The sequence below is a fragment of the Streptosporangium sp. G11 genome (assembly GCF_051192615.1).
Classification (GTDB): Bacteria; Actinomycetota; Actinomycetes; order Streptosporangiales; family Streptosporangiaceae; genus Streptosporangium.
Genome location: NZ_JBPJUQ010000004.1, coordinates 28,108 through 41,927, shown reverse-complemented (window position 1 = coordinate 41,927; position 13,820 = coordinate 28,108). Strand labels below are relative to the sequence as shown.

General features: G+C 71.5%; 11 protein-coding genes. 3 read left to right on the top strand and 8 right to left on the bottom strand.

The window, feature by feature from the left end; translation table 11 throughout:
* Positions 1–158: 158 nt before the first annotated feature.
* Positions 159–3,317 carry an isoleucine--tRNA ligase gene (ileS, locus tag ACSDR0_RS05505; RefSeq protein ID WP_435287634.1) on the bottom strand — a complete coding sequence of 1,053 codons (3,159 nt, stop codon included), beginning with the start codon at positions 3,315–3,317 and terminating at the stop codon, positions 159–161.
* Positions 3,318–3,791: 474 nt separating this feature from the next.
* Here ileS and ACSDR0_RS05500 point away from each other — a divergent pair, with 474 nt between their 5' ends.
* Genes ACSDR0_RS05500 through ACSDR0_RS05490 form a run of 3 tightly spaced genes read left to right on the top strand, consistent with a single transcriptional unit; the run spans position 3,792 to position 5,759 of the window.
* Positions 3,792–4,211 carry a TraR/DksA family transcriptional regulator gene (locus ACSDR0_RS05500; protein WP_435287633.1) on the top strand — a complete coding sequence of 140 codons (420 nt, stop codon included), beginning with the start codon at positions 3,792–3,794 and terminating at the stop codon, positions 4,209–4,211.
* Positions 4,175–4,837 (top strand): signal peptidase II, encoded by a 663-nt coding sequence (locus tag ACSDR0_RS05495; protein ID WP_435287632.1) that lies wholly within the window; start codon positions 4,175–4,177, stop codon positions 4,835–4,837. Before ACSDR0_RS05500 ends, ACSDR0_RS05495 begins: the two co-directional genes overlap by 37 nt.
* Positions 4,830–5,759: an RluA family pseudouridine synthase gene (locus ACSDR0_RS05490; protein ID WP_435287631.1), complete on the top strand. Its 930-nt coding sequence runs from the start codon at positions 4,830–4,832 to the stop codon at positions 5,757–5,759. The genes ACSDR0_RS05495 and ACSDR0_RS05490 overlap by 8 nt, the downstream gene beginning before the upstream one ends.
* Here ACSDR0_RS05490 and ACSDR0_RS05485 read toward each other — a convergent pair.
* The 7 genes from ACSDR0_RS05485 to ACSDR0_RS05455 form a co-directional block, all read right to left on the bottom strand.
* Positions 5,756–7,333, bottom strand: a complete 1,578-nt coding sequence (locus ACSDR0_RS05485; protein ID WP_435287630.1) for a protein kinase domain-containing protein — start codon at positions 7,331–7,333, stop codon at positions 5,756–5,758. The genes ACSDR0_RS05490 and ACSDR0_RS05485 overlap by 4 nt on opposite strands.
* Before the next feature lie 43 nt (positions 7,334–7,376).
* Positions 7,377–8,753: an acetyl-CoA carboxylase biotin carboxylase subunit gene (locus ACSDR0_RS05480; protein ID WP_435287629.1), complete on the bottom strand. Its 1,377-nt coding sequence runs from the start codon at positions 8,751–8,753 to the stop codon at positions 7,377–7,379.
* Complete coding sequence (locus ACSDR0_RS05475; RefSeq protein ID WP_435287628.1) at positions 8,750–9,304, bottom strand: acetyl-CoA carboxylase biotin carboxyl carrier protein; 555 nt, start codon at positions 9,302–9,304, stop codon at positions 8,750–8,752. Before ACSDR0_RS05475 ends, ACSDR0_RS05480 begins: the two co-directional genes overlap by 4 nt.
* Positions 9,297–11,045: an acetyl-CoA carboxylase carboxyltransferase subunit alpha gene (locus tag ACSDR0_RS05470; protein WP_435287627.1), complete on the bottom strand. Its 1,749-nt coding sequence runs from the start codon at positions 11,043–11,045 to the stop codon at positions 9,297–9,299. Before ACSDR0_RS05470 ends, ACSDR0_RS05475 begins: the two co-directional genes overlap by 8 nt.
* Complete coding sequence (locus ACSDR0_RS05465; protein ID WP_435287626.1) at positions 11,042–11,380, bottom strand: TcmI family type II polyketide cyclase; 339 nt, start codon at positions 11,378–11,380, stop codon at positions 11,042–11,044. Before ACSDR0_RS05465 ends, ACSDR0_RS05470 begins: the two co-directional genes overlap by 4 nt.
* A gap of 317 nt (positions 11,381–11,697) precedes the next feature.
* Positions 11,698–12,372 carry a response regulator gene (locus ACSDR0_RS05460; protein ID WP_435287625.1) on the bottom strand — a complete coding sequence of 225 codons (675 nt, stop codon included), beginning with the start codon at positions 12,370–12,372 and terminating at the stop codon, positions 11,698–11,700.
* The gene (locus ACSDR0_RS05455) at positions 12,351–13,301 is read right to left on the bottom strand and encodes a sensor histidine kinase (RefSeq protein ID WP_435287624.1); all 951 of its coding nucleotides are present in this window, start codon (positions 13,299–13,301) and stop codon (positions 12,351–12,353) included. Before ACSDR0_RS05455 ends, ACSDR0_RS05460 begins: the two co-directional genes overlap by 22 nt.
* Positions 13,302–13,820 lie beyond the last annotated feature (519 nt).

Here is a 13,820-nt window from a genome sequence, read left to right as displayed (position 1 = left end):
CGGCACCGGGCCGGTCTCACCGCCCGGCATCGGGCCCGGCTGGCGCGCTGCCCGCCGCGAACCGCGTGAACCAGGACGGCCGGGGTTTCCGGGGATGTCATCCCCGGAAACCCCGGCCGCGTTCGATGTCGCGAGTCCGTTCAGACCGGCCGGATCGTTCAGACCGTCGCCGTCGTGCGGCGGAGCTGGAAGGTCAGGCCCAGCTCGGCGTCGCTGTGGGCGGGGAGGTCGTCGGCGCCGCCCTCGGTGAGGGAGACGGCGAGGACCTCGTCGGCCACGGCCTGCCCCTGGCTCCGCAGGGCCTCGGCCAGGTCGGCGTCGCCGGTGGACCACCACACGTCGATCCGGTCGGTGATCGACAGGCCGGTGGACTTGCGGGTGTCCTGGAGCAGGCGGATGACGTCGCGGATCAGGCCCGAGCGGCGCAGCTCGTCGGTGATGGTCAGGTCGAGGGCGACCGTCTCACCGGCCCCGGCCTCCACCGCCCAGCCGGACCTCGGCTGCTCGGTGACGATCACGTCGTCGGCGCCGAGCTCCACGGTGCCCAGCTCTCCCGCGTCCACCGACACCGGCTCGCCGGCACGGAGCGCACGGGCGAGCCCGGCGGGGTCGGCGGCGGTGACGGCCGAGGCGACCAGCTTGGTCTGCGAGCCGAACCGCTTGCCCAGCGCCCGGAAGTTGGGCTTGACGGTGAAGGACACCAGGTCCGCCCCGATCCCGGACAGGTCCTCCAGGTCCTTCACGTTGAGCTCCTCGGCGATCAGCTCGCGCAGCTCCGGAGGGAGCGCGGCCCAGCCGGGGGCGCCGACCAGGGCGCGGCCGAGCGGCTGGCGGGTCTTGACCCCGCTGGAGGCGCGGGCCGAGCGGCCCAGCTCCACCAGGCGGCGGACCAGCGCCATCCGCTCGGACAGCTCCGGGTCCAGCAGCTCGCCGTTGACCTCGGGCCAGGCGGCCAGGTGGACCGAGGAGGGGGCGGAGGTGTCGCGGAGCACGTCCCAGACGTAGTCGGTGGTGAACGGCACCACCGGCGCCATCAGCCGGGTGACGGTCTCCAGGCACTCGTACAGCGTGGCGAACGCCGCGGGGTCACCGGTCCAGAAACGGCGCCGGGAGCGGCGCACGTACCAGTTGGACAGGTCGTCGAGGAACTCGGCGAGGCGCCGCCCGACGCGGGCGGTGTCGAAGACGTCCAGCGACGCGGTGACCTCGGTCACGGTCCGGTGCAGCTCGGCGAGGGCCCAGCGGTCGATCAGCGGGCGCTCGTCGTAGGCGGGCGCCTCGGCGAGCCGGGACGGGGACCAGGACTCGGTGTTGGCGTACAGGGTGAAGAACGACGTGGTGTTCCAGTAGGTGAGCAGGACCTTGCGGACGATCTCCTCCAGGGCGCCGTGTCCCACCCTGCGGGCCGCCCACGGCGAGCCGGAGCAGGCCATGTACCAGCGCAGCGCGTCGGCGCCGTGCTGGTCCATCAGCGGCATCGGCTTGAGCACGTTGCCCAGGTGCTTGCTCATCTTGCGGCCGTCCTCGGCCAGGATCAGGCCGAGGCAGAGCACGTTCTCGTACGAGGACCTGCCGAAGACGAGCGTGCCGACCGCCATCAGCGAGTAGAACCAGCCGCGGGTCTGGTCGGTGGCCTCGCAGATGAACTGGGCGGGGTAGGCCTTCTCGAGCATCTCCTCGTTCAGGTACGGGGCACCCCACTGGGCGAACGGCATCGAGCCGGAGTCGTACCAGGCGTCGATCACGTCGGGCACCCGGCGCGCCTCGTTGCCGCAGGTGGGGCAGGGCAGCGTGACGTCGTCCACGTAGGGGCGGTGCGGGTCGAGCGCGGAGACGTCCTGGCCGGACAGGCGGCCCAGCTCGTCCAGCGAGCCGACGCAGGTGACGTGTGACTCGTCGGCCGTGCAGACCCACAGGGGCAGAGGGGTGCCCCAGTAGCGCGAGCGCGACAGCGACCAGTCGACGTTGTTGCGCAGCCACTCGCCGAACCGGCCCCACTTGATCGTCTCGGGGTACCAGCTGGTCTTCTCGTTCTCGGCGAGGAGCTGGTCCTTGATCGCGGTGGTGCGGATGTACCAGGCGGGGAGGGCGTAGTAGAGCAGCGCGGTGTGGCAGCGCCAGCAGTGCGGGTAGCTGTGCTCGAAGTGGCTGCCGCGGTAGAGCAGGCCGCGCTCGCGCAGGTCGGCCGTGAGCCCCTCGTCGGCGTCCTTGAAGAACTGGCCGCCGACCTGGGGCACGCCGTCGAGGAACCGGCCGTCGGGGCCGATCGGGTTGACCACGGGCAGCCCGTACCGCTTGCAGGTCGTCATGTCGTCGGCGCCGAAGGCGGGCGCCTGGTGGACCAGGCCGGTGCCGTCCTCGGTGGTGACGTAGTAGCCGAGCACCACGTAGTGCGCGCCGGGGATGTCGACCAGCTCGAAGGGCCGCGTGTAGGTGGTGTGCTCCAGGTCGGCGCCCTGGAAGGAGGCCAGCACCTCGGTGCCCTCGCCCAGCGCGGAGACCAGCAGCGGCTCGGCCACCACCAGGACCTCGTCGGACCCGGCGGGGCGCGCCGCGACGTAGGTCACGTCGGGGTGGACGGCCACGGCGGTGTTGGAGACCAGGGTCCACGGCGTGGTGGTCCAGATCAGCAGCGAGGCGCCGAGGTCGGCCAGCGGTCCCGAGGTCGCGGGCATGCGCACGTAGACCGACGGGCTGGTGACGGTCTCGTAGCCGCCCGGCTGGCCCAGCTCGTGGTCGGACAGGCCGGTGCCGCAGCGGGGGCAGTACGGGGTGATGCGGAAGTCGCGGGTCAGGAGGTCCTTGTCGAAGATGACCTTGAGCGACCACCAGACGGACTCCACGTAGGCCGGGTCCATCGTGCGGTAGGCCTGGGACAGGTCGATCCAGTAGCCCATCCGCTCGGTCATCTCCTCGAAGGCGTCCACGTGCTTCAGCACGGACTCGCGGCACCTGTCGTTGAACTCGGCGATGCCGTACGCCTCGATCTCCTTCTTGCCGGAGAGCCCGAGGGACTTCTCGACGGCGACCTCGACGGGCAGCCCGTGGCAGTCCCAGCCCGCCTTGCGGGGGACGTTGAAGCCCCGCATGGACTTGTAGCGGGGGAAGAGGTCCTTGAAGACGCGGGCCTCGACGTGGTGGACGCCGGGCATGCCGTTGGCGGTGGGCGGACCCTCGTAGAAGACCCAGTTGGGGCCGCCGGCGTTCTGCTCGACCGAGCGCTCGAAGATCTTGCCGTCCCGCCAGCGGTCGAGCACCTCGTGCTCGAGCGCGGGAAGATCGACCTGCGCGGGAAGAGAACGGAAATAGGCGGACATAATGGGCTGGACCTCCACGCTGGAACCGGCTGTGGCGTGGAGGGACGAGGCCGTCGGGCCCCGCGGTACCACCCTCCTTGGCCTCGCGCGCGAGGCCCTCTTCCTTTGGTCTGCTGCCGGGTCTACTGGGCCGCCGCGGGCCTCTGGCGGGTCGTCGCGGCCGTTCTTCCGGCGGCTCCGGGGTGATCGTGCCTTCGCGCCTCGCCCCGGGCTCGCACCGTCCCCGGGTCGCTCGTGCGAGGGGGTGCGGAGGTTGCTGTCCCCATCAACGCCTTGCAGGCTCACACGATAACGCACCCGCCTCCAGGAAGCTTCCCCGTATTGAGGTCCGCTGGGTGGAATCAGGGGGAAGCGACCGGATGTTACGGGAGTGGTAAACATTGCGGCGGGTCGTTTGCCGTTCTGTTATGGGAGACCTAAGCTGCCCGCACCGTTTACCACATTGGAGACGGTCCATCGAGCAAGGAGGCCGCCATGGCCGCGACCGTGCGCGCAGACAACAGCGCGGTGGCGCCGTCCCAGGACGGCGCCGTCGTCACCTGGTCGGCCGAGGAGCTCAAGGAGGTCCGGGGGCAACTCGCCGCGGAGATCCACACGCTCACCCAGGAGATCGCCAAGGCCGAGACGGAGATCGCGTCGAGCGACGTCACCGACGGGGCGGGAGACGATCAGGCCGACGCCGGTGCCCGGACGTATGAACGCGAGCGCGAAATCGCCCTTACCCTGAACTCGCGCGACCTGGTCGCGCAGAACGAGCGAGCGATCGCCCGGATCGACGCGGGGACCTACGGAGTGTGCGAATCGTGCCATCAGCCGATCGGAAAGGAGCGCCTTCAGGCGTTTCCGAGGGCGACGCTGTGCGTGGCCTGCAAGCAGCGGGAGGAGCGCCGCTGACCGGCGACACCGAGGACGGGGCGGTTCCGGCCGCCCCGCTCCCGGGGCGGCGGATCGCCGTACTCGCGACGATCGTCCCGATCGTCTACGCCCTCGACCTCGTCACGAAGACCCTCGTGCTGAGGACCCTGGAGGGCAGGGAACCGCTCGTGGTCATCCCCGACCTCCTCCAGTTCCGGGTAATCTTCAACTCGGGGGCCGCGTTCAGTCTCGGCACCGGGATGACGATCATCTTCACCTGTGTTGCGGCCGCCGTCGTGGTGGCGATCCTGCGCACCGCGCGCAACCTGCGCAGCCTGCCCTGGGCGGTCACGCTGAGCCTGCTGCTCGGCGGGGCGCTCGGCAACCTCACCGACCGGATCTTCCGCTGGCCCTCGGGCTTCGGCCCCGACAGGCCCTCGCCGTTCCAGGGGCACGTGGTCGACTTCATCGAGACCTTCCCCGGTCACTTCCCGGTCTGGAACGTCGCCGACTCGGCGATCGTCTGCGGGGGCGTCCTGGCGGTCCTCCTCGCCTGGCGGGGCTACCAGATCGACGGCACGCGCGACACGGGAGCCGCGAAGACCACGAAGGACACGAAGGACACGAAGGACACGAAGGACACGAAGGAGAACAGCGATGGCTGACCGGCGAAGCCTCCCCGTCCCCGACGGGTTGGAGGGCGAGCGCCTCGACGCCGCCCTGTCACGCCTGTTCGGCCTCTCCCGTGCGCGCGCGGCCGATCTGATCGTCGCCGGCGACGTGCTGGTGGACGGCTCGACCGCGATCAAGTCCGACCGGGTCCACGGCGGCGCGTGGCTGGAGGTCACCCTCCCGCCGCCGCCCACCACGCCGATGCCGGTGGCCGAGCCCGTGCCCGGCATGCACATCGTGTACGAGGACGACGACATCGTCGTCGTCAACAAGCCCATCGGCGTGGCCGCCCACCCGACCACCGGCTGGACCGGCCCCACCGTGATCGGCGGCCTGCTGGGCACCGGCCACCGGGTGGCCACCAGCGGCGCGGCCGAGCGCCAGGGCATCGTGCACCGCCTGGACGCCAACACCACCGGCGCGATGGTCGTCGCCAAGAGCGAGCACGCCTACTCCCACCTGAAGCGGGCTTTCAAGGAGCGTACGGTCGACAAGCGCTACCACGCGCTGGTCCAGGGCCACCCCGACCCGCACCGGGGCACCGTGGACGCGCCGATCGACCGCCACCCCGTCGGGGACGGCCGCTGGGCGGTCGTGTCCGGGGGCAAGGACTCGATCACCCACTACGACACGATCGAGGCGTTCCGCGCGGCGTCGCTGCTGGACATCAAGCTGGAGACGGGCCGGACCCACCAGATCCGGGTCCACATGTCGGCGCTGCGCCACCCGTGCGTCGGCGACATGCTGTACGGGGCCGACCCCACCCTGGCCGCGCGCCTGGGAGTGAGCCGGCAGTGGCTGCACGCGGTCTCCCTGGCCTTCGAGCACCCCTCCACCGGCGAGTGGGTCTCCTTCAGTACCGCCTACCCCGACGACCTGGCCCAGGCCCTGGTGATCGTCGCAGACGAGTCCTAGCGCGCTCCGCCGGTCGCCGCGGCCCTTCCCGCCTCGTCGCCGGCGTCCGTGTCGAGCGCGGCCGTCCCGGCGTTGGGGTCGACCTGGTCGGGTGAGTCGCCCTGCTGCCCCTCCTCCGGCGTGTCCTGGCCCGAGCCGTCGTCGGTCCCGCCGCCCTGCTCCCCGTCCTGTCCCTCGTCGGCGGGGTCCTCCTCGGGCTCGTCCGCGGGGGGCGGTGACGGCTTGCCCGAGGGCTTCCCCGACGGTTTGCCCGAGGGCCTGTCCGACGGCCTGTCCTGCGGGGCGGGGTCGCCGTTCCCCGACCTCTCCGGGGCCGGGCGGCCGGAGGTCCCGTTCCCGCCGCTCCGGGTGGGGTCGTCTCGCGCGGGTACCTTCGCCTGCTCGGGCTCGTCCGAGGGCTTCTTCTCGTCGGGTGCCACGCTCGCCGAGGTCGGTGGCTCCTTGGGGGTCTGGGACGAGGAGTTGGCGGCGATCCACGCCATCCCTCCCGCCGTCGCGGCGATGGCGATGGCCGCCGCGAGCATGGCGGCCATCGCCGGGCGCCGCCGCCTCGGCGAGGCGAGGGCCGGGACCGGTTCGGGGCCGGGCGGTACGGGTGGCATGGCCCCGGCCGGAGCGGTGAGGGCGCCGTCCGGCGCCGCGGCCACCACGGGGATCACCGGGGAAGGCCCGGTCGTCGACCCGGCCGACGGCACGGCCTGCGTCTCGACGGGCATCTCGATGGGCATCTCGATGGGCATGGTCGGCTGCGGCGCGGTCCCGTTCACCAGCGAGGTCAGCTGGATCTGCACCTCGCGGGCGGACATGCGCCGCGCGGGATCCTTGCGGAGCAGACCGGAGATCACCGGGGCGAGCGGCCCGGCGAACCGCATCGGCGACGGCTCCTGGTGCATGACGGCGCTGAGCGTCGCCAGCGGGTGGGCCCGCTCGAAGGGGGAGCGTCCCTCGACCGCCACGTACAGCGTCACACCGAGCGACCACAGGTCGGAGGCGAACTCGGCCGGCCCGCCGCTCGCCCGCTCCGGCGCGATGAACGCCGGGGTGCCGATGAGCGAGCCGGTCCTGGTGATCGACGAGTCGCCCTCCAGGACGGCGATGCCGAAGTCGGTGAGCACGGCCCGCCCGTCCCTGGCGACCAGCACGTTGTCCGGCTTCACGTCGCGGTGCAGGACGCCCGCGTGGTGGGCGGCGAGCAGCGCGCCCAGCACCTCCAGCCCGATCTGCGCCACCCGCATCGGCGGCAGTGGCCCGTCCTCCCTGGTCACCGCTCCGAGTGTGCGGGAGTCGACGAGCTGCATGACGATCCAGGGACGCCCGTACTCCTCGATCACGTCGTAGACCGTCGCCACCCCGGGGTGGCCGATCCGCCCGGCGGCACGGGCCTCCCTGAGGGTCCGCACCGTGAAGACCTCACGTTCGGGACCGGTGAGGTCGGGGGAGGGGATGACCTCCTTGATCGCCACCTCGCGGCCCAGCACCTCGTCTCGCGCTCGCCAGACCGTCCCCATGCCTCCTCGGCCGATGCGTTCGAGCAGGCGGTAGCGGGCTCCGATGACTCCCTGAGAATCGGTCATGGGGTGGCGAGTACCCAGGATCGACCCTGGCATTCAGGAAAGTTTACGCAGACCAGAGTATGTGTCCCTGTTCGCTCATGAACGCGTCCACGAATCCGGTACTGTGCTCACCCGCGACGAACCGCGGTTGTGCGAGCAGGGCGCGCAGCAGCGGAATGGTGGTGGCCACCCCCGGACCCTCCACGGCGAACTCGGCGAGCGCGCGGTCGGCCCTGGCGACGGCCTCCTCCCGGGTGGGCGCCCAGACGACCAGTTTCGCGATCATCGAGTCGTAGTCCGGCGGAATCGTGTCGCCCTGGGCGAATCCGGAGTCGACCCGCACGCCGGGCCCGCCGGGCGGGCGGAAGACCGTCAGGCGGCCGGGTGCGGGGCGGAAGCCCGCGCCGGGGTCCTCGGCGTTCACCCGGCACTCGATGGCCGCGCCGGTGAGGCGGATCTGTTCCTGGGTGAACGGCAGGCGCTCGCCCGCGGCCACCCGGATCTGCTCCCTGACCAGGTCGACACCGGTGAGCATCTCGGTCACCGGGTGCTCGACCTGGATGCGGGCGTTGATCTCCATGAACGTCACCTCCCCGGCCGGGCCGACCAGGAACTCCATCGTCCCCGCGCCGGTGTAGCCGACGTGCCGCGCCCCGGCCACGGCGTACTCGCCGAGCCGCCCGCGCACCTCCTCGGGCAGGGCCGGGGAGGGCGCCTCCTCGACGAGTTTCTGGTTGCGCCGCTGCAGGGAGCAGTCGCGCTCTCCCAGGTGCACGACGGTCCCGGCGGAGTCTCCCAGCAGCTGCACCTCCACGTGGCGGGCCACGGGCACGAACCGCTCGATGTAGACGTCGCCGTCGCCGAACATCCGCCGGGCGAGCGCGGTGGTGCGCCGGTAGACGTCGCGCAGCTCCGCCCGGTCGCGCGCCACCTCGATGCCCCGCCCGCCGCCGCCCGCGGCGGCCTTCACGATGACCGGATAGCCGATCTCGGAGCCGATCCGCTCGGCCTCGGCCGCCGAGGGCACGGCACCGTCGCTGCCGGGCAGGACGGGCAGCCCGGCCTCGGCCATCAGGGAGCGTGCCCGCGCCTTGTCGCCGACGCACTCCATGACCTCCGGGCGGGGGCCGATGAAGGTGATCCCGCTGTCCGCGCAGATCCTCGCGAAGTCGGCGTCCTCCGACAGGAAGCCGTAGCCGGGGTGGATCGCCTCCGCCCCGGTCTGCAGTGCCGCCTCGATGATGGCGGGCACGGAGAGGTAGCTGCGCCGCGCCGGGGCCGGGCCGATGTGGACGGCCCTGTCGGCGTAGGCCACGAACCGGGCGTCCCGGTCGGCCGTGGAGTGAACGGCGACGGTCTCGATGCCCATCTCGCGGCAGGTCCTGGCCACGCGCAGCGCGATCTCGCCCCGGTTGGCGATGAGTATCCTTTTGAAGCTCATGTGTCGTCCGTCCGTAGCCGCACCAGGACCTGCCCGTACTCCACCGGCTCGCCGTTCCCCGCGACCACCTCGACGACCTCGCCCGCGTGTCCGGCGGTCACCGGGTTCATGAGCTTCATGGCCTCGACGATGCCGATCGTCTGCCCCGCGTCCACCCGGTCGCCGGGCTGTACGAAGGGCGGGGCTCCCGGTTCGGCGGCGACGTAGAAGGTGCCCACCAGGGGAGCGGTCACCGCGTACGACGCGGGCGGCTCCCCCTCGCTCCCCGGCGGGCCTGGCGGTGCCGCGGCCTGCTCCGCGGCCGTGGCGAGGGACGGCGGGACCGGTGCGGCGGCCTGGGAGGCGGGCTGCGGGACCGGGCCGGTGGAATGGGGGAAGGGCTGGGGGAAGGCCCAGGTCACTTCCAGGGCGCACTCGCCCAGGCGAAGGGAGATGCCCGCCACCGGCCCGGGAACGGTCTTGACGAGGTTGCCGACCTCCTCGCGCAGCAGCCGCATCGCCGCGTGCGCGTCCTCCTCCGGGCCCTGCCTCCCGGCGGCGCGCTCACTCATCCTCGATCACTCCCAGCACGCGGAACCTCTCGTAGCGGTGCTTGCGCAACTCGTCGCCGTCGAGCCCGGACAGCTCGCGCAGCGATTCCAGTACGGCCGACCTGAGCGCGTCCATCGCCGCTCGCGGGTCCTCCTGCGCGCCGCCCGGCGGCTCCGGCACGATCCCGTCGACGACGCCCAGCCGCAGCAGCTCGGGAGCGGTGATCCGCAGGGAGGCGGCCAGTTCGGGAGCGTGCGAGGGATCGCCGTACAGGATGGTCGAGCAGCTCTCCGGGCTGATCACCGAGTAGACGGCGTGGCGCAGCATCAGGACCCGGTTGGCCACCGCCAGGGCCAGCGCTCCGCCGCTGCCGCCCTCGCCGACGACGGTGGCGACCACCGGCACGGACAGCTCCGACATGCCCGCGAGGCACTCGGAGATCGCCCAGGACTGCCCGCGGTCCTCGGCCCCGACGCCCGGAGCCGCGCCCTGGGTGTCGACGAGGGTCACCACCGGCAGGCCGAGCCGGTCGGCCAGCCGCATCAGCCGCAATGCCTTGCGGTAGCCCTCCGGATGGGCGAGACCGAAGTTCCTGGCGACGAGTTCCCCGGTGTCGTGCCCCTTCTGGTGACCGATGATCATCACGGGCGTCCCGTCGAGCAGGCCGGTGCCGCCGACGATCGCCGGGTCGTCGCCGTGCGTGCGGTCCCCGTGGAGCTCCACGAAGTCCGAGCACAGGTGCCAGATGTAGTCGAGGGCGGTCGGACGCCGGGTGTCGCGGGCCAGCCGCAGGGTCTCCCGGGCGGACGGCGTGCCGGACAACTCGCCGGGATCGCGGATCACCGCCGCGGGATCCGCGGGGAGCGGCGGCTCCTGAGCGCCCCCGCTCCCGGTCCGTCCGATTCCGGCTGCTTCGTGCCCGGCCGCTGCGTGTCCGGCCGCTTCGTGCCCGGCCCGGCCGGTCGTCGACAGGAGCCGGGCGAGCAGGGGGCGCAGGCCGTCGCGGGGTTCGACCCGGTCGAGCATGCCGCGCCCGGCGAGGTACTCGGCGCTCTGGAACCCCGCCGGGAGCTTCTCGCGGGTGGCCGAGGCGATGACGCGCGGCCCCGCGAAGCCGACGAGCGCGCCGCGTTCGGCGATCAGCACGTCCCCGAGGGTGGCGAAGGAGGCGGTCACCCCGCCGAAGGTGGGGTCGGTCAGCACGCAGACGCTGAGGATCCCCGCCCGCCGCAGGCGCCCCATCGCCTGGGCGGTCTTGCCCATCTGCATCAGAGACAGGCAGCCCTCCTGCATGCGGGCGCCGCCCGAGGCGACGGCCAGGATCAGCGGCACGCGCTCGCCCAGCGCCCGCTCGCAGGCGCGGGTGACGGCCTCGCCGACCGCCGAGCCCATGCTGCCGCCGAGGAAGGAGAAGTCCATGACGGCGACGACCACGCGGTGGCCGCCGACCGTGGCGGTGCCGTGCAGGACGGCGTCGTCCAGGCCGGTGCGCTCGCGGGCCCGCGTCAGGCGCTCGGCGTAGGGCAGGGAGTCGGTGAAGCCCAGCGGGTCGCCACCGCGCACCTGGGAGGCGGCGAGGAAGGAACCGTCGTCCACCAGCGTGCGCAGCCGCTCACGGGCGTTCAGCCGGCGGTGGTGGCCGCACTCGGGGCAGACGCCCCGCGTGCGGGCCAGCCGGGGGACGTACACGATGGACGCGCAGCCGGGGCAGCGCGACCACGGGACGGTCGCGGTGGCCGGTGCGGCGGAAGAGATCGTCACAGGGCGCGCTCCTCGGGGGTCCAGTGGTAGAACCGCCGCGCCATCGCGTCGGCGGGGCCTCGCCAGGTGTCCGGGTCGTACGGCCTGACGTGTGGTTCGAGCTCCCGGCTCAGTCGCAGGAAGTCCTCGCGTTCGCGGGCCGCGGCCATCGCCTCGGCGGCGGAGCCCTCGAACTCGACGTGATGGAAGTAGAGGTCCCGGTAGAGGAACAGGTCGCGGCGCGTCACCCCGAGCGCGCGGGGGAGCTCGCCGGCGTCGGACTCGCCGAACAGGCGGGCGACCTCGCCGGAACCGCCGGGGGTGAGGCGGGCGACGATCAGGATCTGGTCGGGCACGGGCACTCCTCGGTGGCCGGTCGATCGGGTCCGTCCCACCGTAGGAACGGGGCCCGGCCGGTGTCGCCCGCCGCCGGCGTGAATCCGGGACTCCTCCGGGGAGGGGACCGTCTCCTTCCCCGAGGGGAGCCGTGCCTCGTTTCCGGGCTCTTGGAGGAACCCCGTTTCCCCGAGCCCTTCCGAGGGCTTCGCGGGATGGGCGGGCGCGAGGCGGTGGGACGTGACGTGCCGGGCGGCCGTTTCTCGCGGAGGGGAGCCGGACGCGAGACGGCCGCCTCCCGAGAGGGAGACGGCCGCCTTCGCGCGCCGGAGCCGTGTCAGCCCCGGGGGGTGGCCGCGACCAGGCCGTTCTCGTACGCGAAGATTACTATCTGGACCCGGTCGCGAACACCGAGCTTCTGGTAGAGGTGCTGGACGTGTGACTTGATCGTGCTGTCGCCGAGCACGAGCGCGCGTGCGATCTCGTCGTTTCCGTAGCCCCGCACGAGCAGGCGGAACACCTCGCGCTCCCGCTCGGTGAGCTGGTCGAGCACGGCGGTCGGCGCGGCCGAGAGCACGGGGCGCCTGGCGAACTCGTCGATGAGCTTCCGCGTCACCGAGGGCGACAGCAGGGCGTCGCCCTCGGCGACCTCGCGCACGGCGTCCACCAGCCGCTCGGTGGGCGTGTGCTTGAGGATGAAGCCGCTGGCCCCGCTGCGCAGCGCCTCGAAGACGTGCTCGTCCTGATCGTAGATGGTCAGGATGACGACCTTCGCGGGATAGGCGGCACCCAGCTTGCAGATCTCCCTGGTGGCGGTGATGCCGTCCATGCGCGGCATGTTGATGTCCATCAGCACGACGTCCGGGCGGAGTGTCTTGACCGACTGCACCGCCTGTATCCCGTGCCGTGCCTCCCCGACCACCACGATGTCGGGCACCCCGTCGAAGATGGCATGCAGACCGCTGCGGATCAGCGGCTGGTCGTCGGCGATCAGGACACGGATCTTGCGCATGGCTCGTCCTCTCTGGAGATGGCGGAGGTCACGGGAATGACGGCCCGGGTGGCGAACCCGCCCCCGGCCAGCGGTCCCGACTCCAGGTGGCCCCCCTGCTCCGCGACCCGCTCGTACAGGCCGGGCAGCCCCGTGCCGCCCCGCCCGCCCGGCAGCCACCTGCCGGGAAAGGGCGCGGGAACGGCCACGGCCATCACACCGGGGCGTGTCTCGTTGACCACCGAGACGCTCAGCTCGTCACCGAAGCAGACGTCGAGGTGGACCGGGCCGGTGTTGTGCTTGAGCGCGTTCGTCAGGGCCTCCTGGGCGACGCGGAACGCGGTCTTGGCGACCTCGGGTGGCACATGACGCTCGTCGGCGAGGTTGCGCAGCCGTAATGCCAGGTCGGGAAAGGGAAAGCGCGCGGCGAGCTCGGTCAGCCTGGTCGACAGCGGGATCCCGTCGTCGCCGCGCGGAGGTTCCTCCCAGGAGAGGCGGCGTGGTGGCTCCTTTCGTGATGGACCGCGTGGCGGTTCCTCCCACGCGAGGCCGCGTGGCGGTTTCTCCCACGGCGGGAGGTCTAGCCGTCCCCGTGGAGGAGACGGCTCGTGCCGCAGAGCGGTCAGGGTTTCTCGAAGGTCCTCCAGGGTCGCCTGGGCGGTCTCCTCGATGATCTGGGCCACGTGGTGCCCCGTCACCGATGAGCCGGACAGCCGTCTGGCCTGGAGCGCGATGACGGTCAGGCCGTGGCCCACGCCGTCGTGCAGGTTGCGGGCGATCCAGCGGCGCTCGCGAAGCATCGCGCTGGTCTCGCTTCTGGCCGGTGTGGTCCGGGCGTGGTGGTGGACATCGATCGTGGACGACACGATGGCCAGGATCGCGGCCACCGTGGAGCACAACAGGTCGGTCCAGCTCAGCTCGGAGACGAGATAGCCGAAGAAGGCACTCATCGGACCCACCCCGTTGGGGTCCGCTGAGATCGGCTAATCGGTGAACATGAGAGGTGCTTACATTTCTGGGTTGTTTTGCCCCGTCGTTCCCCCATGAAAGGTGAGCGTAGTCAGAAAAGGTGGCTATATCAAGCAAATCATATGGCTCGTCACAGAATTCATTAAGATTCTATTCTTCAGGTATGTGAAGTGTCGATCATGTATTTGGAAACGGTCTTCGGGTGGCGTCCCGGGTAATTCGATGAGCCTCCTGTCGGCGGATACCATCGGTGTGAGTCTTATTCAAGTGATCTATGGGTTCTCACAGAGAATCCTTGGAGATCCTTAAGGTGTGCCGACCGAATCGCGTTCTATGTGGTGGCTGAATACCTGGGTATAACGGTGCGAATCGTGACGTGTGACATTGTTTTAATGGTGTTTTAAATTAAAAGGCGGAGCGGGGTGGGGGCTTGGCGTAACGACACTCCGCGCCCGTGTTCCCCGCCGGAGGCCCGGGGGACTCCCCGGTGAGGGGGCGGG

Excerpts from the sequence above, each read along its gene's own strand:
- ileS (WP_435287634.1), bottom strand. The coding sequence starts at position 3,317 with ATGTCCGCCTATTTCCGTTCTCTTCCCGCGCAGGTCGATCTTCCCGCG.
- ACSDR0_RS05500 (WP_435287633.1), top strand. The coding sequence starts at position 3,792 with ATGGCCGCGACCGTGCGCGCAGACAACAGCGCGGTGGCGCCGTCCCAG.
- ACSDR0_RS05490 (WP_435287631.1), top strand. The coding sequence starts at position 4,830 with ATGGCTGACCGGCGAAGCCTCCCCGTCCCCGACGGGTTGGAGGGCGAG.
- ACSDR0_RS05485 (WP_435287630.1), bottom strand. The coding sequence starts at position 7,333 with ATGACCGATTCTCAGGGAGTCATCGGAGCCCGCTACCGCCTGCTCGAA.
- ACSDR0_RS05480 (WP_435287629.1), bottom strand. The coding sequence starts at position 8,753 with ATGAGCTTCAAAAGGATACTCATCGCCAACCGGGGCGAGATCGCGCTG.
- ACSDR0_RS05475 (WP_435287628.1), bottom strand. The coding sequence starts at position 9,304 with ATGAGTGAGCGCGCCGCCGGGAGGCAGGGCCCGGAGGAGGACGCGCAC.
- ACSDR0_RS05460 (WP_435287625.1), bottom strand. The coding sequence starts at position 12,372 with ATGCGCAAGATCCGTGTCCTGATCGCCGACGACCAGCCGCTGATCCGC.
- ACSDR0_RS05455 (WP_435287624.1), bottom strand. The coding sequence starts at position 13,301 with ATGAGTGCCTTCTTCGGCTATCTCGTCTCCGAGCTGAGCTGGACCGAC.